General features: G+C 68.5%; 22 protein-coding genes. 8 read left to right on the top strand and 14 right to left on the bottom strand.

Going from position 1 to position 20345, the window contains the following annotated elements:
- Positions 1–10: 10 nt before the first annotated feature.
- Positions 11–1216 (bottom strand): CaiB/BaiF CoA-transferase family protein, encoded by a 1206-nt coding sequence (locus KF871_RS17125; RefSeq protein WP_291145322.1) that lies wholly within the window; start codon positions 1214–1216, stop codon positions 11–13.
- A gap of 121 nt (positions 1217–1337) precedes the next feature.
- On the opposite strand from KF871_RS17125, the gene KF871_RS17130 reads away from it, so the two are divergent.
- The 3 genes from KF871_RS17130 to KF871_RS17140 all read left to right on the top strand — a co-directional run bounded on the left by KF871_RS17130 (position 1338) and on the right by KF871_RS17140 (position 4653).
- Entirely contained in the window at positions 1338–2033 is a 696-nt protein-coding gene (locus KF871_RS17130) for a haloacid dehalogenase type II (RefSeq protein ID WP_291145324.1), read from the top strand.
- A 38-nt stretch (positions 2034–2071) separates the two neighbouring features.
- Positions 2072–4279 carry a malate synthase G gene (locus KF871_RS17135; protein ID WP_291145327.1) on the top strand — a complete coding sequence of 736 codons (2208 nt, stop codon included), beginning with the start codon at positions 2072–2074 and terminating at the stop codon, positions 4277–4279.
- 80 nt (positions 4280–4359) lie between these two features.
- Positions 4360–4653 carry a hypothetical protein gene (locus KF871_RS17140; protein WP_291145330.1) on the top strand — a complete coding sequence of 98 codons (294 nt, stop codon included), beginning with the start codon at positions 4360–4362 and terminating at the stop codon, positions 4651–4653.
- A 78-nt stretch (positions 4654–4731) separates the two neighbouring features.
- On the opposite strand, the gene KF871_RS17145 is transcribed toward KF871_RS17140, so the two are convergent.
- Positions 4732–5856 carry a hypothetical protein gene (locus tag KF871_RS17145; protein ID WP_291145333.1) on the bottom strand — a complete coding sequence of 375 codons (1125 nt, stop codon included), beginning with the start codon at positions 5854–5856 and terminating at the stop codon, positions 4732–4734.
- Between the two features lie 227 nt (positions 5857–6083).
- Between KF871_RS17145 and hemB the strand changes: the two genes are divergently transcribed.
- Together hemB and KF871_RS17155 are read left to right on the top strand one after the other, a co-directional pair.
- A complete protein-coding gene (gene hemB / locus KF871_RS17150; protein ID WP_291145335.1) occupies positions 6084–7085 on the top strand; it encodes a porphobilinogen synthase in 1002 nt (333 codons plus the stop codon).
- Between the two features lie 16 nt (positions 7086–7101).
- Positions 7102–8211, top strand: coding sequence for a magnesium transporter CorA family protein (locus KF871_RS17155; RefSeq protein WP_291145337.1), 1110 nt, complete (start codon positions 7102–7104; stop codon positions 8209–8211).
- A gap of 4 nt (positions 8212–8215) precedes the next feature.
- Here the strand turns inward: KF871_RS17155 and KF871_RS17160 are convergent, their stop codons facing one another.
- From KF871_RS17160 to KF871_RS17175, 4 genes are read right to left on the bottom strand one after another with little or no spacing between them, the layout of a single operon-like run.
- Positions 8216–8866 carry a glutathione S-transferase family protein gene (locus KF871_RS17160; RefSeq protein WP_291145340.1) on the bottom strand — a complete coding sequence of 217 codons (651 nt, stop codon included), beginning with the start codon at positions 8864–8866 and terminating at the stop codon, positions 8216–8218.
- The gene (locus KF871_RS17165; RefSeq protein WP_291145343.1) at positions 8863–9786 is read right to left on the bottom strand and encodes an amidohydrolase; all 924 of its coding nucleotides are present in this window, start codon (positions 9784–9786) and stop codon (positions 8863–8865) included. The genes KF871_RS17160 and KF871_RS17165 overlap by 4 nt, the downstream gene beginning before the upstream one ends.
- A gap of 4 nt (positions 9787–9790) precedes the next feature.
- Positions 9791–10477, bottom strand: a complete 687-nt coding sequence (locus tag KF871_RS17170) for a dienelactone hydrolase family protein (protein WP_291145346.1) — start codon at positions 10475–10477, stop codon at positions 9791–9793.
- A 41-nt stretch (positions 10478–10518) separates the two neighbouring features.
- Positions 10519–11121: a 2-hydroxychromene-2-carboxylate isomerase gene (locus KF871_RS17175; protein ID WP_291145350.1), complete on the bottom strand. Its 603-nt coding sequence runs from the start codon at positions 11119–11121 to the stop codon at positions 10519–10521.
- 106 nt (positions 11122–11227) lie between these two features.
- Here KF871_RS17175 and KF871_RS17180 point away from each other — a divergent pair, with 106 nt between their 5' ends.
- The 3 genes from KF871_RS17180 (at position 11228) to KF871_RS17190 (ending at position 13216) form a co-directional block, all read left to right on the top strand.
- Positions 11228–11977, top strand: a complete 750-nt coding sequence (locus tag KF871_RS17180; protein ID WP_291145352.1) for an SDR family oxidoreductase — start codon at positions 11228–11230, stop codon at positions 11975–11977.
- Entirely contained in the window at positions 11977–12456 is a 480-nt protein-coding gene (locus KF871_RS17185) for a MaoC family dehydratase (protein ID WP_291145354.1), read from the top strand. Before KF871_RS17180 ends, KF871_RS17185 begins: the two co-directional genes overlap by 1 nt.
- A gap of 139 nt (positions 12457–12595) precedes the next feature.
- A complete protein-coding gene (locus KF871_RS17190) occupies positions 12596–13216 on the top strand; it encodes a MarC family protein (RefSeq protein ID WP_291145357.1) in 621 nt (206 codons plus the stop codon).
- A 9-nt stretch (positions 13217–13225) separates the two neighbouring features.
- Here KF871_RS17190 and KF871_RS17195 read toward each other — a convergent pair whose 3' ends face one another.
- The 8 genes from KF871_RS17195 to KF871_RS17230 form a co-directional block, all read right to left on the bottom strand.
- Complete coding sequence (locus KF871_RS17195) at positions 13226–14230, bottom strand: TRAP transporter substrate-binding protein (RefSeq protein ID WP_291145361.1); 1005 nt, start codon at positions 14228–14230, stop codon at positions 13226–13228.
- Between the two features lie 49 nt (positions 14231–14279).
- Positions 14280–15365: an aromatic ring-hydroxylating dioxygenase subunit alpha gene (locus KF871_RS17200; protein WP_291145364.1), complete on the bottom strand. Its 1086-nt coding sequence runs from the start codon at positions 15363–15365 to the stop codon at positions 14280–14282.
- A 117-nt stretch (positions 15366–15482) separates the two neighbouring features.
- Positions 15483–16304, bottom strand: coding sequence for a LuxR C-terminal-related transcriptional regulator (locus tag KF871_RS17205; RefSeq protein WP_291145367.1), 822 nt, complete (start codon positions 16302–16304; stop codon positions 15483–15485).
- 41 nt (positions 16305–16345) lie between these two features.
- Positions 16346–17353: a 2-dehydropantoate 2-reductase gene (locus tag KF871_RS17210; protein WP_291145370.1), complete on the bottom strand. Its 1008-nt coding sequence runs from the start codon at positions 17351–17353 to the stop codon at positions 16346–16348.
- Between the two features lie 42 nt (positions 17354–17395).
- Positions 17396–18190, bottom strand: a complete 795-nt coding sequence (locus KF871_RS17215; RefSeq protein WP_291145374.1) for a class II aldolase/adducin family protein — start codon at positions 18188–18190, stop codon at positions 17396–17398.
- A 22-nt stretch (positions 18191–18212) separates the two neighbouring features.
- Complete coding sequence (locus tag KF871_RS17220) at positions 18213–19040, bottom strand: HpcH/HpaI aldolase/citrate lyase family protein (protein WP_291145377.1); 828 nt, start codon at positions 19038–19040, stop codon at positions 18213–18215.
- Positions 19041–19059: 19 nt separating this feature from the next.
- Positions 19060–19884: a 2-oxo-hept-4-ene-1,7-dioate hydratase gene (hpaH, locus tag KF871_RS17225; RefSeq protein ID WP_291145380.1), complete on the bottom strand. Its 825-nt coding sequence runs from the start codon at positions 19882–19884 to the stop codon at positions 19060–19062.
- A 1-nt stretch (position 19885) separates the two neighbouring features.
- A complete protein-coding gene (locus KF871_RS17230; RefSeq protein ID WP_291145383.1) occupies positions 19886–20338 on the bottom strand; it encodes a 5-carboxymethyl-2-hydroxymuconate isomerase in 453 nt (150 codons plus the stop codon).
- Positions 20339–20345 lie beyond the last annotated feature (7 nt).

Below are 20345 nucleotides of genomic sequence, written 5' to 3' on the forward strand. Positions count from 1 at the left end.
CGCCGGGCGTTCAGGCCACCACGCGGGCCTGGCGCAAGGCGTCCTGCTCGGCGGCGTCCAGGCCCAGTTCGGCGAGCAACTCGGTGGTCGCGTCGCCCAGCGTCGGCGGGCTGTGTCGCACACCCAGGCGCTCGCCGTCGAGCGTGAAGGGCAGCAGCGTGGCCTTGGCCGTCTGGCCCGCGCGTGGCCCGTCGGGCAAGGTCATGTCGGCCAGTCCGCCGGTGGCCAGCAGGTGCTCGTCGTCGAGCAGCTCTTCGGGTTTGCGGATGGGCGCATACGGCAGGCCCACGCGCTCGAACAGCGCGGCCAGGTCGGCCGCCCGCCAGCTGGCCAGGCGCTCGCGCAGCACGGGCAGCAAGGTCGGGCGCTCGCGCACGCGGTGGTTGTTGCTGCCGTAGCGCGGGTCGGCCTTGAGGTCGTCGTAGCCCAGCGCATCGCAGAAGGTGACCCACTGCGCATCGCTGACCGCGCTCAGAAAGATCTGCTCGCCGTCCTTGACGGTGAACACGTCGTAGATGGCCCAGGGGCTGATGCGCGCCGGCATGGGCGCGGCCGGCACGCCGGTCATGGCGTACTGCAGCATGTGCTGGCCCACCAGGAAGATGTTGTTCTCGAACAGCGCGCTCTGCACCTCCTGGCCGCGCCCGCTGATGCCGCGCTGGATCAACGCGCCCAGCGCGCCGATGGCGCCGAACATGCCGCCCATGATGTCGTTGACGCTGGTGCCCGCGCGCAGTGGGTCGCCGGGGCGCCCGGTCATGTAGGCCAGCCCGCCCATCATCTGCACCACCTCGTCGAGCGCGGTGCGGTGCTCGTACGGCCCTGGCAGAAAACCCTTGTGGGTGACGTAGATGAGCCGCGGGTTCTCGGCCGACAGGCTGGCGTAGTCGAGCCCGTACTTGGCCATGGTGCCGGGCTTGAAGTTCTCCGCCACGATGTCGGCGGTGCCGGCCAGGCGGCGCGCCAGCGCCGCGCCCTCGGGCTGGTGCAGGTCGATGGCGATGCTGCGCTTGTTGCGGTTGAACATGGGAAAGAAGCCCGCGCCGGCGCCCAGCAGGTGGCGGGTGCGATCGCCCTCGATGGGTTCGACCTTGATGACGTCGGCGCCCAGGTCGCCCAGCACCATGCCGCAGGTGGGGCCCATGACCATGTGGGTGAATTCGACGACGCGCAGGCCCTGCAGCGGCAGGTGGGAGGCGGGGGACGCAGCGGACACGCGGGACTCCTGTCTGATCGGTATTCGCAAGAAGGGGCGCAGATTACACCCAAAAAAGTCATGGATAAAACGCGCACACGGCCATCAATCATTGCCAAAGTCAGCAATACAGTCTGACCCCATGGACAAACCTTTGGCCGTGCTCTTTGACGCCTATGGCACGCTGTTCGACGTTTACAGCGTCGGCCTGCGCGCCGAGCAGTTGTACCCCGGACGCGGTGCGCGCCTGGCGGTGCTCTGGCGCGACCGCCAGATCGACTACACCCGCCTCATCACCATGAGCGGTGACCCGGCGCGCTACCGCCCGTTCTGGGACATCACCGAAAGCGCGCTGCGCTACGCCATTCAGGTCATCGTGCCGCAGGCAATCGACGACTTCGCGCCGCACGAGGACGCGGTGGCCAGCCTGATGAACGAGTACCGCCACCTCTCGGCCTTTCCCGAGAACCGCGAGGTGCTGCAGGCGCTGCGCGCGCGCGGCGTGGTCACCGGCATCCTCTCCAACGGCGACCCGGACATGCTCGGCATTGCGCTGCGCAGCGCCGGTTTGGACGGCCTGCTTGACCACGTCATCAGTGCAGACGCGGTGCGCCAGTACAAGGTGGCACCCGCGGTGTACGAACTCGGCGAACGCGCCACCGGCCTGTCGCGCGGGCAGATCCTGTTTGTCAGCAGCAATGCCTGGGACGCCGCCGGCGCCGCCTGGTTCGGCTACCGCACGCTGTGGATCAACCGCAACGCCATGCCGTTCGAGCAGCTCGGCAACCGGCCCGAGGCCATCGGTAGCTCGCTGCGCGCGGTGCTCGACCTCTTCTGATTTCCCTTCTCTTTCAGCAACCCATCCGGAGCCCACCCATGAGCGCCAGAACCCAAGTCCACAGCCTGCAAGTCGACACCGCCCTGCACGATTTCATCAACGGCCAGGTGCTGCCCGGCACCGGCGTGGCGCCCGCGGCCTTCTGGCAAGGCTTTGACACCCTGGTCAACGCGCTCGCCCCCAAGAACGCCGCCCTGCTGGCCGAGCGCGATCGCCTGCAGACCGAGCTGGACAAGTGGCACAGCGCCAACCCCGGCCCGGTGCGCGACATGGCGGGCTACCGCAAGTTCCTGGAGACCATCGGCTACCTCGTGCCCGATGCGGGCAAGGTCAAAGCCACCACCAAGAACGTGGACGACGAACTGGCGGTGCAGGCCGGCCCGCAGCTGGTGGTGCCCATCCTCAACGCCCGCTACGCACTGAACGCCGCCAACGCGCGCTGGGGCTCGCTCTACGACGCGCTGTACGGCACCGACGTGATCAGCGAAGACAAAGGCTGCGGCAAGGTGGGTCCCAAGGGCGGCTACAACCCCAAGCGCGGCGCCAAGGTGATCGAGTGGGCGCGCTACGTGCTCGACCGCACCGCTCCGCTCAAGAAGGGCTCGCACGTGGGCTCGCGCGGCTACCGCGTCAAGGACGGTGAGCTGGTGGTGACGCTGGCCGACGGCAAGACCAGCAAGCTCGAGCACAAGTCGCAGTTCGTGGGCTACCAGGGTGATGCCAAGGCGCCCAAGGCGGTGCTGCTCGAGCACAACGGCCTGCACCTGGAGATCCAGATCCGCCCCGACAGCCCGATCGGCAAGACCGATCCGGCCGGCATGAGCGACCTGGTGGTCGAAGCCGCACTCTCCACCATCCTCGACCTGGAGGACTCGGTGGCCGCCGTCGACGCCGAAGACAAGCTGCTGGCCTACCGCAACTGGCTCGGCATTCTGCAAGGCACGCTGACCGAGTCGTTCGAAAAGGGCGGCAAGACGCTCACCCGCGGCTTGAGCCTGGACCGCGAATACACCGCGCCCAACGGCAAGAAGACGGTGCGCCTGCATGGCCGCTCGCTGCTGTTCGTGCGCAACGTCGGCCACCTGATGACCAACCCCGCGATCCTCTGGGGCCCCGAGGGCAAGGAGATCCCCGAAGGCATCATGGACGCGGTCATCACCACGGCCATCGCCATCCACGACATCAAGAAGCACAAGCAGCACGCCTACCGCAACTCGCGCAAGGGCTCGGTCTACATCGTCAAGCCCAAGATGCACGGCCCCAAGGAAGTGGCCTTCGCGAGCGAACTCTTCGGCCGCGTCGAACAGCTGCTGGGCCTGCCCGCCGCCACCGTCAAGCTGGGCATCATGGACGAGGAGCGCCGCACCTCGGTCAACCTCAAGGCCTGCATCGCCGCTGCGGCGGACCGCGTGGCCTTCATCAACACCGGCTTCCTGGACCGCACTGGTGACGAGATGCACACCGCCATGCTGGCCGGCCCCATGGTCCGCAAGGGCGACATGAAGACCAGCGCCTGGATCCAGGCCTACGAACGCAACAACGTGCTGGTCGGCCTGGGTTGCGGCCTGCGTGGCAAGGCGCAGATCGGCAAGGGCATGTGGGCCATGCCCGACCTGATGAAGGCCATGCTCGAACAAAAGATCGGCCACCCCAAGGCCGGTGCCAACACCGCCTGGGTGCCCAGCCCCACCGGTGCCACGCTGCACGCCATGCACTACCACCAGGTGCTGGTGCGCGACGTGCAAAAGCAGCTCGAGAAGATCGACGCCGACAAGGAACGCGACAACCTGCTGACGGGCCTGCTCACCGTGCCGGTGAGTGCGAACCCGAACTGGAGCGCGGAAGAGAAGCAGGCCGAGCTCGACAACAACGCACAAGGCATCCTGGGCTACGTGGTGCGCTGGGTCGACCAGGGCGTGGGCTGCTCCAAGGTGCCCGACATCAACGACGTCGGCCTGATGGAAGACCGCGCCACGCTGCGCATCAGCAGCCAGCACATCGCCAACTGGCTGCACCACGGCGTGGTGAGCGAGAAGCAGGTGCGCGACACCTTCGAGCGCATGGCCGCCAAGGTCGACAAGCAGAACGCGGGCGACAAGCTCTACAAGCCCATGGCCGGCAACGCCAAGACCAGCATGGCGTACAAGGCCGCGCTGGACCTGGTCTTCAAGGGCAAGGAGCAACCCAGCGGCTACACCGAGCCGCTGCTGCACGCCTGGCGCCTGAAGGTGAAGGCAGCCGGCTGAGCACACCGACCTGACCCAGCGCAAGGCGCCCAAGGGCGCCTTGTTTTTTGGCCGGACGGGTCGGTTCGTACCATCGCGCGATGTACCTGATCTTTGACGCCATCGACAACGGCGACGACACCGGCACCTGGGAAGCCATGGCCAGCGTGCGCGCACACGAAGTGGCGGCGGTGCTGACCGAGGCGCAAACGGTGCTGGCACAGGCCGACGCGCGGGCGCCAGGCCCCCGCGGTGCACTCGACGACGGTGGCGCGTGGGACGCCGACCTGCAGCAACGCAAGGACGGCGAGTGGGTCGAGATCACGCTCACGCTCACCGGCCCGTGGCATTGGGGCGAAGCCTTGCTGGCCGGGCGCTGCACCCACGATCAGTGAGCCCCAAATGGCGAGGGGGGCCCCGAAGTGACCCCCCTCTGGTGCGACGCTTCGCCGCTCCTCAACTGGTGCCTGCCCTCACATGGACTTGGCGAGTTCGAACATCACCGCGGTGCCCAGCGCGTCGCGGATGTTGCCGCGGCCCACACGGGCCATGGAGTTTTCGCTGAAGCCCGACATCGCAAACGAGCTGTCGTCGGGTGAGATTTCCACGAACGGCATGTCGAGCAACTCGCGCAGCACGTCACGGCGGAATTGGTCGAACTCGGGGCCCTTGAGGTCCGCGTCGATGACGACGATGCCGGGCGTGCGGTGCGCGATCGCATCGCGCGCCTGCTGCAGATCGATCACGCTGTCGGCACTGACGCCGATCTCGCGCAGCGCGTCGCGCACGTCGGCGCGCACCTGCAGCGAAGGCGAGACCACCAGGGCGTAGACGGTCTGCAGCGACTTGAACATCGACGAGTGGTCGTCGCTGATGTCGATGGCGGAGATGCCGTCAACCGCCTGTGCCGTGCGCTGGAACAGTGCGGTGGCGGTGATGCCTTCGCCCGACACATCGCGTGTGATGTCGATGCCGCCAGCGGTCATCGCGATCTGGCGCACCAGGGCCCAGTCCAGGTTGTCCAGCGACCCCGTATGGCTCGACGGCGGCGCTTCGTCGCCATGAATGCGCACTTGAATCCGTGCGTGGGGCGGCCAGTTGTTGATGTCCACGCGCACATCGATGCGTCGCCCCAGGGGCAAGGCCCAGTCGAGCATCGCGGTCAGGAAGGCGTGCGCAATGGTCGGGTCGATCAGCACGTCCACCGGCTTGAGCTTGCGCCGCATTTCCACGCCCATCAGCGTGAACTCCTTGCGCCGCTCCTGCAGCAAGCCCTCGGCCAGCTGCGCCAGATCGACCTTCTCGTGGGACTGACGGATGCGCCCCGAATGGAAGCGCTGCAGCTGCTGCATCACCACCGACAGCCGCTTGATACGCGCCATGGGCACGCCCAGCGTCCACTGGTGTTTGGGGCCGAGGCGCTGCTCGGCATCGAGCTGGTCGATGCCCGCCTGCAGGGCTTGCAGCGCATCGCCAATCTGTTCGGCCGCCGACGCCAGCAGCGCCGGGCCGTGTTCCGACAAGGACCAGGGCGCGGGTTCGCGCGCCTTCCCCGCTGCCCCGGGGGCGCCTGGGAGGTCCTTTTTGAGCGAGGCCATTTGGAGTTTCACAGTGTGTCCATCGATCGCGGCGCCCGGGACCGAAGGTCGTTGCCGAAGGCCGGGCGGTGCGCGTTGATGAAATTGTCGCTACCCCCTGGGGATTTCGAACCACCGAACGAAGCGGGAAGTTTTAGTTTTCGTGTATTGCCGCACGTTGTGGGCCACTGAAATCAGGCCTTGGGCGCGTCATGCCGGGGTCGCGGGCCTTTTGCCACAATGGCGGCATGCACACCCCTGCCCCCTATCCCGCCACCCGGCCGCGCCGCTTGCGGCGCGACGCCTTCACCCGTGAGCTGGTGCGCGAGCACCGCCTGCATCCTTCGGACCTGATCTACCCGGTCTTCGTGCTCGACGGCCAGAACCGGCGCGAGGCCGTGGGCTCCATGCCTGGCGTGGAACGCCTGAGCCTGGACCTCTTGCTGCCGGTGGCCGAAGACTGCGTGAACCTGGGCATCCCGGTGATGGCCTTGTTCCCGGTGATCGATCCGTCGTTGAAAACGCCGGATGGCCAGGAGGCGATGAACCCCGACGGTCTGATCCCGCGCGTGGTGGCCGCGCTCAAGCAGCGCTTTCCGCAGCTGGGCGTGATGACCGATGTGGCGCTGGACCCTTACACCAGCCACGGCCAGGACGGCGTGCTCGACGCGCACAACTACATCCTCAACGACCCGACGGTGGCGATCCTGGTGAAGCAGGCGCTGGCGCAGGCGGCTGCGGGCGTGGACATCGTCGCACCCAGCGACATGATGGACGGGCGCATCGGCGCCATCCGCAGCGCACTCGAAAGCGCTGGCCAGGTGCACACACGCATCATGGCCTACAGCGCCAAGTACGCCAGCGCCTTCTATGGCCCGTTCCGCGACGCGGTGGGCTCGGCCGCCAACCTGGGCAAGGCCGACAAGAAGGTCTACCAGATGGACCCCGGCAACACCAACGAAGCCCTGCGCGAGGTGGCGATGGACATCGCCGAGGGCGCCGACATGGTGATGGTCAAGCCCGGCATGCCTTACCTGGACATCGTGCGCCGCGTGAAGTACGAGTTCGCCATGCCGACCTTCGCCTACCAGGTCAGCGGCGAGTACGCCATGCTCAAGGCCGCGGCCCAGAACGGCTGGCTCGACCACGACGCCGTGATGATGGAGAGCCTGCTGGCCTTCAAGCGCGCCGGCGCCGACGGCATCCTCACCTACTTCGCGCGCGACGCGGCGCGCCTGCTGCGCGGCTGAACGGAGCACCGTCGGGATGCGTGTCTTTCATGTCCAGCCCGGCGCCGTCAGCGAGACCGGCACGCTGCCCATGGTGCTGCCGCCGCGCGGCTTCATCTGGGTGGCCTGCGGCCGGCGCGAGTTCGAGTTGGAGCACGGCCACGTGCAGGCCACGTTGCAGGTCATGTGCGGCACCACGCTGGTGGACCTGCACGTCAACGACCTGCTCAACAACCAGCTGCCCTCGCACTACGACTACACCTCGCGCTACGACATCCTGGTGTTTCGCCGCCTGGCCGCGGGTCAGGCCGAGACCGACATCAGCGAGCCGGGCACCATCCTCACCGAACACGTCAAGCGCAGCGGCCCGCCGGTGCTGCGCCGCATCGACACCAGCCCGGTGGGCTTTGCGGTGTTCGACCGTGTGCTGCTGACGGTGCACCCGGCCGGCTGCGGCGTGCTCGATCACTACTCGAACCGCCTGCTGGCCAGCGCGACCAGCGCCTCGCGCACCGCCGGTGTGAGCCTGCCGGTGAGCCCGGCCGACACCATGCTGCGCATCGTCAACCTGATGGTCGACGGCTATCTGGACCTGCGCCGCGAACTCACCCGCCAGCTCGACCACTGGCAGTCCGAACTGCTCAGCCCGCGCCAGCGCTTCACCAACTGGGGCTCACTGCTGGACGCGCGCATTTCGCTGCACCAGCTCGACGAAATCTGCGAAGACCAGCGCAGCGCCGTGCAGGACTGGATCGAAGCGCTGGAAGACTGGGACCCGATCGAGCCCATCGGCGGCCAGCGCGGGCTGGAGCTGCTCAAGGTGCGCAGCCGCGACGTGCTCGAGCACATCGAGCGCGTGGTGCACCACGTGCGCCGGCTGGAGCAAAACGCCGAGACCGCGGTGCAGATGCACTTCTCGGCGCAAAGCAACCGCACCAACGACATCATGCGCACGCTGACGGCGCTCACCGCCGTCTTCCTGCCGCTCAACCTCATCGCGGGCATCTTCGGCATGAACTTCGAGTTCATTCCCTTCCTGCACGACCGCACCGGCTTCTGGTGGGCCATGGGCTCGATGGTGTTTGTGGCCGTGGGCCTGAGCGCGTATTTCTGGCGCAAGCGCTACCTGCGCTCGTCGGGCCGCTGAGCCTTCAGACGTAGGGCGGGCCCAGGCCTTCGTTGGCCATCACGCGCTGCACCGCCGGGCGCGCCAGCACCCGCTGCAACAAGGCGCCCAGGTGCAGCCGCTCGCGCGCCGCGCCCTGCGCAAAGTGGCGTGTCCAGCGGCACAGTGTGAACACATAGGCGTCGAGCACCGAATAGCGATCGCCCAGGAACCACAGGCCACCGTGGCGCGCGAGCTCGGCATCGAGCTGGTCCAGCAGCGGCGCGATGCGGCGCTGCGCCACGGCCTTGACTTCCTCGGCACCGGCCACGTTGCCGTCGTTCACCCAGCGGTGCGGGTAGAAGTAGACGATCAGCGTCATCTGCAACGTGGTGGCCAGCGACAGCAGCCATTTGTAGGCGTGCGCGCGCCCGGCCGACGCCAGCGGCGGCATCAACCCGGCCTCGGGGTGGGTGTCGGCCAGGTGCAACGCGATGGCGGCCGTCTCGTACAGCACCAGATCGCCGTCGACCAGCACCGGGATCAGGCCATTGGGGTTGAGCGCGCGGTAGGCGGCCGAGTCGAGTCCGCCGTGCTCGCGGTCGATGAGCACACGTTCATAGGGCACGCCGAGTTCTTCGAGCAGGATGTGCGGCACCATGGCCGCGGTGCTGGGGGAGTAGTGCAGCTTGATCATCGAAGCGGTGTGGGTTCGGGCAGGCCAAAGAGTCGTGCGCCGTTGCCCCAGGCGATGCGTTGGGCCACGTCGGAGGGCAGCGTGCCCAGCCAGGCGCGGTAGCCCTGCATCAGGCTGTCGTAGGCTTCCCAGCGCTGGTTGACCCAGGTATCGGAGCCGATCAGGAAGCGGTCGGGGTACTTGAGCAGCAGCGCGCGCCACTCGGGGCACAGCTGGCCGTCGCCACAGGTGAGCCCCGGGCGGTAGGACAGCTCGCCCATCAGCTGCGGGTAGCGCGCGAGCAGTTGGTCCACCCGTGCCACGGGCGAGCCGCCAATGCCGGTATGCGCCCAAATCAGGCGGGTGTCCCGCCCTTTGGATGCCCCGTGTGCCATGAGCTTGTCGATGGCGTCGTCGTCCACATGCGCGAGCACGGCCAGGCCTTGCCGGTCGGCCAGCGCCATGAGTTGTTTCGCGATCGGACCGTCGGCGTTGGCGCTGTCGTAGAGGTGGAATTCACCCAGGCCGCGGTACGGCCCCATGGCCGTGCCGCGCGCCAGCTCGGTGTCGACCATGGTTGCGATGCTCGGGTCGCGGAACCAATTGTTGTAGTCGGCCCGGTTGCGGTAGAGCCGCACGAAAGGCACCACGGCCACACCCGCCGCGCGCGCGGCGTCCTGGGCCGCCGCCAGCGCCCGCGTGCCCTCGTTGGGGCGCGAGTTGGCGACGATGGCGCGCACACCGTTGCGCTGCATGCGCGCCAGCACGTCGCTCAGGGGGTAGGGGCAATCGGCGCTGCGCTCGCTGCTGTGGGCGCAGGCCTCGACGTTGTAGTGCAGGTGGGCATCGAACAGCGGCCCGCGGTAGGGCTCGGCCGCCGCACCGGTGGCGGCCAGCGCCAGCGCCCCGCCGAGCAACCCACCCAGCCAGGCGCGCCACATGGCCTCAGCCCACGTGCTGGGCAAAGAAGGCCAGCGTGCGTTCGCGGGCCAGTTTGGCCGCGGCCTCGTTGTACGCGCCGCGCTGGTCGCAGTTGAAGCCGTGGTTGGCCTGGTAGACGTGCACCGTGACACCGGGTTGGGCCTTCTTGAAGGCCTCGACCGTGTCGAGCGGGATCCAGTGGTCCTGGTCGCCGAAGTGCGCCAGCACCGGCACCTGGGGCTTGCGCGCCGCCTCGTCGGGCGTGGTCATGCCACCGCCGTAATAGGGCGCGGCCGCGCTCAGGCCCTTGAGCGTGCAGGCGGCGCGCCAGGTCAGCAGACCACCCCAGCAATAGCCAACGATGCCGACCTTGCCGGCCTGTGCCGCCCACTGGATCGCGGCCTGCAGGTCGGCCAGCACGCCCGGCGCGGGCAGTTCCTCGACCGCGGTCTTGAGGCCGAAGCCCTGCTTCATGTCGGCCTCGGCATAGCCCAGCTCCAGCGATGCCTGGCCGGCACGCGAGAAGGTGCTGGGCGCCACCGCCAGGTAGCCCGCGGCGGCATAGCCGTCGGCCACCGAGCGGATGTGGGAGTTGACGCCGAAGATCTCCTGCACGACGACGATGCCGCCCTTGGGCGTGCCGGCTGGGCGGGCCACATAGGCGGGGCAGCTGTGGCCGTCGGCCGCGGTGAGGGTGATGGTTTCGCTCATGGTGGTGTCCTCTGTCTGTCTGCTTGTTTGTTCGGTCTCGCTCAGTTCTTCTGCAGCGCACGTTCGACGAAGTCGAGCCGGTCCTGGCCCCAGAACATCTCGCCATCGACCACGTAGCTCGGTGAGCCGAACACGCTCACGTCGATGGCGGCCTGAGTGTGGGCATCGGCCAGCGCCTGCGCCGCGTCGGTCTGCGATTGTGCGAGCCGCGCGGCGTCCAGGCCAGCCTCGCCAAGCAAGGCCGCCAGCGTGGCGGTGTCGGCGATGTCGCGCTCCTGCGCCCACACGGCCGACATCACCGCGCCACTCAGACGCAGCGCGGCCTCGGCGCCGTCCTGCTCGGCCACGACGCTGATCAGGCGCGCGGACGGGTCGCCCGCCACCGGAAAGTGCTTGGGGTGCAGGTTCAGCGGCAACTGCAGCCAGTCGCGGTAGCGCTGCAGCTCGACCAGGCGATAGGCCTGGCGCTGCGGGGCGCGCTTGCCCAGCGGCAAGCCCCCCGAGAGCGGAAAGATCTTGCCCAGGTCCATGGGGCGCACGCGCACCTCGGCGTTGGTGGCGCGGGCCATGCGCACGAAGCGCTCGTGGCCCAGGTAAGCCCAGGGGCTCATGGTGGCGAAGTAGTAGTCGACCTTGTGACGCATCGAAGTCTCCGGTGGCTGTTGTAATGGCGCCCGACATTGGCGCGCTGGCAGGGGCCGCGAAGGCGATCTTGTACGCGATGCGCGCGACAGTTGCAGGAGATCGGGTATGGACAACAAGGTTTTGCTGGTGACGGGCGGCTCGCGCGGCATCGGAGCGGCCACCTGCCACCTGGCGGCGCGCCAAGGCTGGGCAGTGGCGGTGAACTACACCGCCAACTCGCTGGCCGCCGATGAGGTGGTGCGCGCCACCCGCGCCAACGGTGGCCAGGCCATGGCGGTGCAGGCCGACGTCGCCGACGAGGCGCAGGTGCTGCGCATGTTCGAGCACATCGACGCCAAGTTCGGTCGGCTCAGCGGGCTGGTCAACAACGCCGGCGTGGTCGACGTCACCGCCCGCATCGACGAGATGAGCGTGGCGCGCTGGCGCCGCATGTTCGACATCAACGTCATCGGCAGCATGCTGTGTGCCCGCGAGGCGGTGCGCCGCATGAGCACGAAGCACGGCGGCAGCGGCGGCGCGATCGTCAACGTCTCCAGCGCCGCGTCGCGCCTGGGCTCGGCCGGTCAGTACGTGGACTACGCCGCGGCCAAGGGTGCCATCGACGTGTTCACCGTCGGCCTGGCGCGCGAGGTGGCCGACGAGGGTGTGCGCGTCAATGCGGTGCGCCCGGGCCTGATCGAAACCGACATCCACGCCAGCGGCGGCCTGCCCAACCGCGTGCGCGACCTGCAGCACCTGGTGCCGATGCAGCGCGGCGGCCGCCCGGAGGAAGTGGCCGAGGCGATCGTCTGGCTGCTGTCGGACGCGGCCAGCTACACGACCATGAGCCTGGTCGACGTCTCGGGAGGCCGCTGATGGGTGTCACCAAGAAGGAACCCCGCATCTGGTGGGAAGATCTGCAGACCGGCGAGGTGCGCGAGCTCGGCAGCATCACCCCCACGGCCGAGGAGATCGTGGCCTTTGCCAGCCAATGGGACCCGCAACCGTTTCACCTCGACCCCGAGGCCGCCAAGGACTCGGTGTTTGGCGCGCTGTGCGCCAGTGGCTGGCACACCTGCGCCATGGCCATGCGCCTGATGGTGACCAACTTCCTGCACGAGACCTCCAGCCTGGGCTCGCCCGGCCTGGACAGCCTGAAGTGGCTCAAGCCGGTGTTCCCCGGCGACACGCTCACGCTGCGCCACACCATTCACGAGAAACGCGTGATGGCCCGCCGCCCCGACGTGGGCCTGGTGCGCACCAGCTGGGAGATGGTCAACCAGCACGGCGAGCCGGTACTGCGCATGGAAGGGCATGGGATGTTCCGCCTTCGGGCACCGGAACATCCCAGTTGAGCGTTGTGCGTTTCTCGTTGAGCGTGCGCATGTTGGCGGGCGCAAAATCCACGCCCAACGCCCAACGCCCAACGCCCAACGCACAACGCACAACGCCCAACGCACAACGCACAACGCACAACGCAGCTCGCCCGACGCCGTGGACTTCAAACCCCTCATCACCCTGCTGGCGATCGTCAACCCGTTGGCGATCGTGCCCTTCTTCATCCATTACACGCAGGGCTTCAGCCGCAAGCAGCGCCAGCGCACGGTGCTGATCTCCTCGATCAGCGCGTTCGCGGTCATCGCCACCTGCGCGCTCATCGGGCTGCAGATCCTCGAGTTCTTCTCGATCTCGCTGGCCAGCTTCCAGGTCGGCGGCGGCATGCTGCTGCTCACCTCGGCGCTGTCCATGCTCAATGCGCGACCGGCCGAGGCCAAGGCCACCGAGCAGGAGGTGAGCGACGCCTCGTCGCGCACCAGCATTGCGGTGGTGCCGCTGACGATTCCCTTGCTCACGGGGCCGGCCAGCATGTCCACTGTGGTGATCTACGCCGACCAGGCCAAGACCTTTCTGCAGCACGCCGCGCTGGTGGGCTACGGCGTGGTGGTGGCGCTGGCCACGGCGCTGTGCTTTGCGCTGGCCGAACCCATTGCACGCGGGCTCGGCCAGACCGGCATCAACGTCATGACCCGGCTGATGGGCCTGATCCTCGCCGCGCTGGCGGTCGAGGTCATGGCCAACGGGCTGATCAAGCTGTTCCCGGCGCTGGCCGGGTAAGCCCCCGCCTCACTTCATCTTCTGCGTCTCGGCGCGGAACTCGGCCAGCACCGCGCGCGCGTTCTTGAGGCCGCGCGCTTCCGCTGCCGCCACCCACTTGTCTTCCAGCTGCGACTGCTTGGCCTTCACATCGTTGATGAAGGCCTCGTTGGCCATCTGGCGTTGCACGCCGGTGGTCTTCTGGATCTCGCGCGAGGCGGCGTCGGTGCGGTCCCAGCCGGCGGCAAACAGGCGCGCCGCGGCCTCGCCCGAGACCTTGTCGATGGCGGCCTTCTCTTCGGGCTTGAGGGCGTCGTACTTGCCCTGATTCATCATGAATACGAAGCTGGTGTTGTAGAGGCCGCCGGGGAAGGTGGTGGCGTACTTGACCATGCTCAGCCGCATGGACTGCAGCGACTCGTCGGGGAAGAAGGTGCCGTCCATCACGCCGGTGGACAGCAGCTCGAAGGATTCGGTGGCGGGCTTGAGCGTGGTGTTCCAGCCCATCAGCTTGGACAACTCGTTGATGTTGCCGCCACCGATGCGGAACTTGAGTTTGGCCGCGTCGGCCGCGCTGCCCACCGGCTGCTTGACGGTGAAGATGATGCCTGGGCCGTGCGTGAACACGGCCAGCGTCTTCACGCCCTTGTGCTCGCCCAGCGGCGCGAAGTACTTGTTGTAGATGCGCTGGTAGGCCACCGTGGTGGCGGTGGAGCTGTCGCCCAGGAAGGGGAACTCGGCCACCTGGGTGAAGACGAAGCGGCCGGGCGTGTAACCGTCCACCGTGAACGACACGTCGGCCAGGCCATCGCGCACCGCATCGAAGGTGCCGGGGGGCGCCGACACCGCCTTGGGCAACAGGTTGCACTTGACGCTGCCCTTGGTTTCTTTCTCGACGGCTTCGCACCACTGGTTCTGGGCCACGGTGGCGCCGTGCGCCGGTGGCAGCCAGGTCGACACGTTGAGCACGGTCTGCGCGCTGGCGGCGGTGCCGATGGCCATCAGGGCGGCCAGGGTGATGGGGTTGCGGGTCATGGGCTTGTCTCCGGGATGTGTTGTGGTGGGACGGGAACGGAAAAGCGGCTCAGGCCACCGGGGCGGGCTGCGCAGACAGGCGTTGCGCCTCCTGCTCGGCGCGCACGCGCGCTTCGAGCAGGCGACGGAACTGGATCAGCGCCGCGTCCATCGCCAGCGGCAACATCGGCAGCGTGGGGTTGTGCTGAATGTTGCGGTGCTGCGCGGTGATCATGTCGCGGTCTTCGTTGAAGGCGCCGATCAGGCTGTTGTAGATGCTCTCGGTCACGCTGGCGTCGCCCTCGCCCGTGGGGTGCGACTGCTGGAAGAAGTAGTGCGTGGTGGTGGCCGTCTCGGGCGTCAGGGTCTGGCACGAGTGCAGACGCACCGAGGGACCGGCGGCGTCGGGTGCCTGCCCGGTCGGACGCCCGCCAGAGTGCATCAGCAGCGTGCCCGGCAACAGGAATTCGTAGACGAACCAGCGGTCCAGGTTGGTGTCGAAGCTGCGAAAGCGTTGGTAGAACGGCGGCGGCGGCACGTCACTGACCTGGCGCGACACCTTGATGCCCATCTGCGGCCAGTCGGCATGGGCCCCGGCCACGGGCTCGATCGTCGGCCGCGCCTGCGCGATGCGCGTGGAGCCGCCCAGCGACTTCTCGTGCACATAGCTCAGGTGCGAGAAGTCGAGCAGGTTGTCGCAGATCAGCAGGTACGGTGTGTCGTAGTGCAGGTAGCCGGGCTTGTTCTGCCAGTCCGGCGAATCGCAGCTGAAGTTGTCGGGCAGCAGCGCGTCGTCGGCCAGCGCCGGGTCGCCCATCCACACGAACACCCACTTGTTCCTGAGCACCATCGGGTAGCGCTTGACGCGCGCCTTGGCCGGCACGATCTCGATGCCCGGTGCCTCCACACACTGGCCGCGGGGGTCGAACTTGAGCCCGTGGTAGCCGCAGCGCACGCAGTCGCCCTCGCGCCGCCCCACCGACAGGGGTGCGTGCCGATGGCAGCAGCGGTCTTCCAGCGCGACCAGATCACCCGCCTGGGTGCGGTAGACCAGCACCGGCTCGCCGAGCACGGTGCGCGTGAACAGCGTCGGCGAATCGGCCGACGGAATTTCGTGATCCCAGGCGATCACGTACCAGCAATTGCGAAGCCACATGGCCTTGTCTCCTCCTCTGGGGGTGGAGCGGCCATGCTAGGCGGGGGTGGGTGAGGGCTTGTCCCCTTCGGGGGGGATGGACGGGGACATCCAACCCGCCGCGGCATGATCGTGCCGTCAGCCCAGCCAGCGCGCCAGCCGCACCCGGTCCGCCGGTAAGCCCGCTTCGGCCAGCTTGGCGTAGGCGCGCTTGCGCAGGGTCACCACGGTCGACGGCGCGACGTCGAGCTCGGTGGCGATGCCGTCGGCGCTCATGCCGCTGGCGATGCGGGCGACCACCTCGGCTTCGCGCGGCGACAGCGTGGGCAGCAGCCGCTGCAACTGGTGGCGCGAGCGGACGATCTCGGCGCAGCGGTCGGCGGCCACGGCTTGCGCGCCCAGGGCAGCCTGGTGGGCCTGGCGCAGCAGCGGGGCGAGGCCGAGCAGGCGGTGGATATCGCCTTCGCTGAACTGGCCCTGGTGGTGGTCGCGGTAGAGGTGAATGGCCTGCACCGCGCCGGGCGCGGGTGCGTGCAACAGGGTGAAGCGCTCGGTCAGGCGCTCGCGGGTGTAGATGTCGTTGCGCCAGCCGGCCACGGGCAGTTCGTCGGCGCGGCAATGCAGCACCGCCACCTCGTGCGCCGGGCGCTCGGCCACCCGGTCGGCCAGCCGCATCACGGCGTCGCTGCGCCAGTAGCTGCGGCGGTAGATGGCAAAGCACTCGGCCACCACGTCGCGGTCGTGCGTGTGGCGCGAGCTGCCTTCGATGAGTTCGGGCGTGTCGCGACGAAAGTGCACCAGCGAGAGGTACTCAACCGGCACCACCGCATCGATGGCGCGCAGCAGGCGCGATGCGCTGGGCGGCGCGCTGGCGCAGTCGAGCAGGGCCGAGACGGCCTGCGGGTTCAGAGCAGGACTGTTGGCGGTGGGGGCGCTGTCGAACGACCAGATGGCGGGCATGGCCTCATTCTCGAAAGCACACCGCCTGCGCTGCCAGCGGACTAACCCTGTGCCTCGGGGTACAGCCCCAGCGTGCGCGCCTTCAGCCGCGCCAGGCCCATGAGCGCATCGGTGAACGGCGTGGGCACCTGGGTGAGGCGACCGAGCTCGGCGACCACGCCCACCAGTGCGTCAAGCTCGACCGGGCGCAGCGCTTCCACGTCCTGCAGCATCGAGGTCTTGAAGGCGCCGAGCTTGAGCGTCATGGCGTGGCGGTCTTCGGGTTGCTGGTCGATGGGGATGCCGATCTTCGCGCCGATGGCCTTGGCCTCGAGCATCACCGCACTGATGAAGCCGCGCACCTGCGGGTCGGCCAGGATGCGGTCGGTGGTGGCGCCGGTGATGGCGCTGACCGGGTTGACCGTCATGTTGCCCCAAAGCTTGTACCAGATGTCGCGCTGGATCTGCGGCGACAGCGTGGCGTCGACGCCCGCCTGGCGCAGCAGCGCCACCACGGCCTGCGCGCGCGGGCTTTGCTCGCCCGAGGGTTCGCCCACCAGCAGGCCGTTGCCAAAGTGATGGCGCACCAGGCCCGGGGCATCCACCGAGCAGCTGGCATGCACCACCCCGCCGAGGATGTGGCGCGCCGGCACGGCGCGTGCCATGGCACCGCCGGGGTCCACCACCGGCAGCGGCGTGCCTTTCAGCGCCCCGCCAAAACCTTCGAAGAACCACCAGGGCACGCCGTTCATGGCGGTGAGCACCGTGGTGTGACGGCCGATCAGGGGTTCGACGATGGGCGCGATGCTGGGCAGCGCGGGCGCCTTGACCGCCAGGATGACGAGGTCGTGCGCGCCCAGCTGGTAGGCGCGGTCGGAGGCCTCGACCGGGCACTGCAGCAGTTCGCCGCCCTGGTGCAGGCGCAATCCGTGTTGGCGCAGTGCGTTGAGCGTGTCGCCGCGCGCAAGCGCACTGAGCTGGCAGCCGGCGCGGCCCAGGCGCACGCCGAGCCAGCCGCCGATGGCGCCGGCGCCGACGATGGCCACGCTCTGGATGGTGGGTTGGGTCATGCGCGCGAGCTTAACCGCGGGCCCTGGGTGCCGGGATGACGCTCAGGCCCGGTAGCTGCTGTCGATGCGATCGACCTGGCGCACCAGGGCGTCGAACACGTCGCGCCCGGCCCCGTGGTTGGGGTTGAACTGCAGGGCGTCGCGCGTGCATTTGGCCGCGATGTCTTCGGGCACCGGAATGGCCGCCTGCGCACCGCCCATGCTGAAGGTGGCGAGCTGGATCTCGCAGGCGCGCTGCAGCGTCCAGAGAATGGCGAAGGTCTGCGGCAGGGTGGCACCCCAGGCCAGCAGGCCGTGATTGCGCAGGATCACCGCCGGCTTGCCGCCCATGCTTTGCAGCAGGCGCGGGCCCTCGTCGGCGTGGATGGTGATGCCCTCGAAGTCGTGGTACGCCACCATGCCGTGCAGCTGCGCGGTGTAGAAGTTGGTTTGCTGCAGACCGTCCTTGAGGCAGGCCACCGACACGCCGGCCGTGGTGTGCGTGTGCATGACGCAGTGCGCGCCCTCCAGGCCGTCGTGAATGGCCGCGTGCACCGTGAAGCCCGCCGGGTTGACGCGGTGCGCCGAGCCGTCGAGCACCTTGCCCTGCAGATCGATCTTGACGAGGTTGCTCGCGGTCACTTCGCTGTAGTGCAGGCCGAAGGGATTGATGAGGAACTGCTTGGCGCCACCGGTGACGCTGTCGGGCAGGCGCAGCGTGATGTGGTTGTAGATCATCTCCGTCCAGCCCAGCATGGCGAAGACGCGGTAGCAGGCGGCCAGCTCCAGGCGCGCGGCCCATTCGTCCGCGTGCATGCCGGGTGGCAGCACCGTGGTGTTTTGCAGGGGGGCGTTCATGGTCTTGTCTCCTCTCGAATGATCAGTAGGTGTTCGGGCCTTGCGGGCTGGCACGCTTGAACTGGCCGAGCAGCTGCGCCGCACCCGAGGCCAGCAACATGGTGTCGGCGCCCACGGCCACGAACAACGCCCCCGCGTCCAGCCATTGGCGTGCACCGGCTTCGGTGGTGGCCAGAATGCCGGGCGCCTTGCCCGCGGCGCGGATGCGGCGGATGCCATCGGCGATGACCGCCTGCACCTCGGGGTGCGCGGCGTTGCCGCGGTGGCCCATGCTGGCGCTCAGGTCGGCCGGGCCGATGAAGACGCCGTCGACACCCGGTGTGGCGGCGATGGCGTCGAGGTTCTGCATCGCCGTCACCGTCTCGGCCTGCACCAGCACGCAGACCTGGTCGTCGGCCTCGTGCACGTAGCGCGCGTGGGCCTGCCAGCGCGAAGCGCGGGCCAGTGCACTGCCCATGCCGCGCACGCCCACCGGCGCGTAGCGCGTGGCGGCCACCACCTGGGCGGCCTGTTCGGCGGTGTCGATCATGGGCACCAGGAGGGTCTGCGTGCCGATATCGAGGTACTGCTTGATGAGCGCCGTGCCGACCTCACCAATGCCCACGGGCACGCGCACCACCGGGTGCGAACGCGCGTCGCCAAAGGCCTGCTGCGCGCTGGCCACGGCCTGCAGCTGTGCCAGCGTGCTGCGCACGTCGTTGGGGGCGTGCTCGCCGTCGATGAGCAACCAGTCGTAGCCGGTGCTGGCGATGAGTTCGGTGCTGTACGGGCTGGCCAGCGCGGCCCACAGGCCGATCTGCGCGCGGCCTTCGCTCAGCGATTGCTTGAAGGAGTTGACAGGGATTTGCATGGGACGGCCATCGGACACATCAGACAAAACGGAAGCGCAGCACACCGAGCGGGCCGTAGTCGGCCTCGAAGCGGTCGCCGGCTTTCGCGGGCACCGGGCGGGTGAACGAGCCGGCGAGCACGATCTGCCCGGGCTGCAGCGACTCGCCCCAGGGGGCGAGCTTCTCGGCCAGCCAGGCGATGCCGATGGCGGGGTGACCCTGCACACCAGCGGCCAGGCCGGTCTCCTCGACCACACCGTTGAGCTTGAGCACGGCACCGCACCAGGGCAGGTCGGTGGTGAGCGGGTCGGCGCGAAACCGCGGATCGCCCTCGCCGATCACGATGGCGGCGTTGGCGGCGTTGTCGCTGATGGTGTCGAACACCTTGCGCGGCGCCTTGGTGTCGCGGTCGAACTGCTCGATGCGCGCGTCGATGATTTCGATGGCGGGCGTCACGTAGTCGGTGGCGGCCAGCACCTCGTCCACCGAGACCTTGCCGCTGAGCGCACGCTTGAGCACAAAGGCCAGCTCCACCTCGACGCGCGGCGAGAGGAAGCGCGTGACGGGAATCTCGAGTTCCTGCCCCGCGGGCACCACCAGCTTCATCGAGCCCAGCAGCGTGCCGAAGTCGGGCTCATCGATCTGGCTGGAGAGTTGCATGGCGCGGCTGGTGAGGCCGATCTTGTGACCGATGACCGGGTCGCCCCGGCCGCGCTGCAGGGCCACCCAGGCGCGGCCCACGCGGTAGCCGTCGGCTATGGTCATGCCGGGGTGGCGTTGCGAGAAGTGGCGCAGCGGCTGGCGCGACTGCGCGGAGCGGTCGAGTTCGGCCGCGAGCTGTTCGATGGTGGTGTCGTCGAGCATGTCAGCCCTTGGGAGACGTGAACAAGGGGTGGATGGAACTGTTCTTGGCGTCGAACACCTCGTGGCCTTCGTCCACCTGCGCGGTGATGCCGATGGCGCGCGTGGCCAGGTGCGTGGCGAAGTGCGCCTTGGCCACGGTCTCGATGGTTTCGCCCACGCGCAGGTGCACCAGCGCGCTGCGGCCCTTGGCCATGCGCACGTTGAGGTAGACGAAGGCGTAGTCGCCACCGCGGCCGGCAGCCTCACCGGCCGCACCGCCGTCGGCAATGGCCCAGTGCGCGGCCGGGTAGGCCAGTACGCGCGTGCCACCGGTGGGGAAGACCTGACGGTCCTGCTCGTCGCGCACCGTCAGCATGGCGTCGCACAGTCGGCGGCACAGCGCGCCCATGTCGGTGCCGCCGTCGTTGGGGTGCCGGTCGAGGTTGCCGCTGTAGAGGATGACGAGGTGGGGCATGGCGAGC

The organism is Hydrogenophaga sp., from assembly GCF_019635465.1.
Taxonomy (GTDB): Bacteria; Pseudomonadota; Gammaproteobacteria; order Burkholderiales; family Burkholderiaceae_C; genus Hydrogenophaga.

Coding starts and splice junctions, on each gene's coding strand:
- KF871_RS17175 (WP_291145350.1), bottom strand. CDS start 11,121: ATGCGTCACAAGGTCGACTACTACTTCGCCACCATGAGCCCCTGGGCT.
- KF871_RS17165 (WP_291145343.1), bottom strand. CDS start 9,786: ATGTGGCGCGCCTGGCTGGGTGGGTTGCTCGGCGGGGCGCTGGCGCTG.
- KF871_RS17135 (WP_291145327.1), top strand. CDS start 2,072: ATGAGCGCCAGAACCCAAGTCCACAGCCTGCAAGTCGACACCGCCCTG.
- KF871_RS17170 (WP_291145346.1), bottom strand. CDS start 10,477: ATGAGCGAAACCATCACCCTCACCGCGGCCGACGGCCACAGCTGCCCC.
- KF871_RS17155 (WP_291145337.1), top strand. CDS start 7,102: ATGCGTGTCTTTCATGTCCAGCCCGGCGCCGTCAGCGAGACCGGCACG.
- KF871_RS17230 (WP_291145383.1), bottom strand. CDS start 20,338: ATGCCCCACCTCGTCATCCTCTACAGCGGCAACCTCGACCGGCACCCC.
- KF871_RS17160 (WP_291145340.1), bottom strand. CDS start 8,866: ATGATCAAGCTGCACTACTCCCCCAGCACCGCGGCCATGGTGCCGCAC.
- KF871_RS17185 (WP_291145354.1), top strand. CDS start 11,977: ATGGGTGTCACCAAGAAGGAACCCCGCATCTGGTGGGAAGATCTGCAG.
- KF871_RS17130 (WP_291145324.1), top strand. CDS start 1,338: ATGGACAAACCTTTGGCCGTGCTCTTTGACGCCTATGGCACGCTGTTC.
- KF871_RS17215 (WP_291145374.1), bottom strand. CDS start 18,190: ATGAACGCCCCCCTGCAAAACACCACGGTGCTGCCACCCGGCATGCAC.
- KF871_RS17210 (WP_291145370.1), bottom strand. CDS start 17,353: ATGACCCAACCCACCATCCAGAGCGTGGCCATCGTCGGCGCCGGCGCC.
- hpaH (WP_291145380.1), bottom strand. CDS start 19,884: ATGCTCGACGACACCACCATCGAACAGCTCGCGGCCGAACTCGACCGC.
- KF871_RS17195 (WP_291145361.1), bottom strand. CDS start 14,230: ATGACCCGCAACCCCATCACCCTGGCCGCCCTGATGGCCATCGGCACC.
- KF871_RS17180 (WP_291145352.1), top strand. CDS start 11,228: ATGGACAACAAGGTTTTGCTGGTGACGGGCGGCTCGCGCGGCATCGGA.
- KF871_RS17140 (WP_291145330.1), top strand. CDS start 4,360: ATGTACCTGATCTTTGACGCCATCGACAACGGCGACGACACCGGCACC.
- hemB (WP_291145335.1), top strand. CDS start 6,084: ATGCACACCCCTGCCCCCTATCCCGCCACCCGGCCGCGCCGCTTGCGG.
- KF871_RS17205 (WP_291145367.1), bottom strand. CDS start 16,304: ATGCCCGCCATCTGGTCGTTCGACAGCGCCCCCACCGCCAACAGTCCT.
- KF871_RS17220 (WP_291145377.1), bottom strand. CDS start 19,040: ATGCAAATCCCTGTCAACTCCTTCAAGCAATCGCTGAGCGAAGGCCGC.
- KF871_RS17145 (WP_291145333.1), bottom strand. CDS start 5,856: ATGGCCTCGCTCAAAAAGGACCTCCCAGGCGCCCCCGGGGCAGCGGGG.
- KF871_RS17200 (WP_291145364.1), bottom strand. CDS start 15,365: ATGTGGCTTCGCAATTGCTGGTACGTGATCGCCTGGGATCACGAAATT.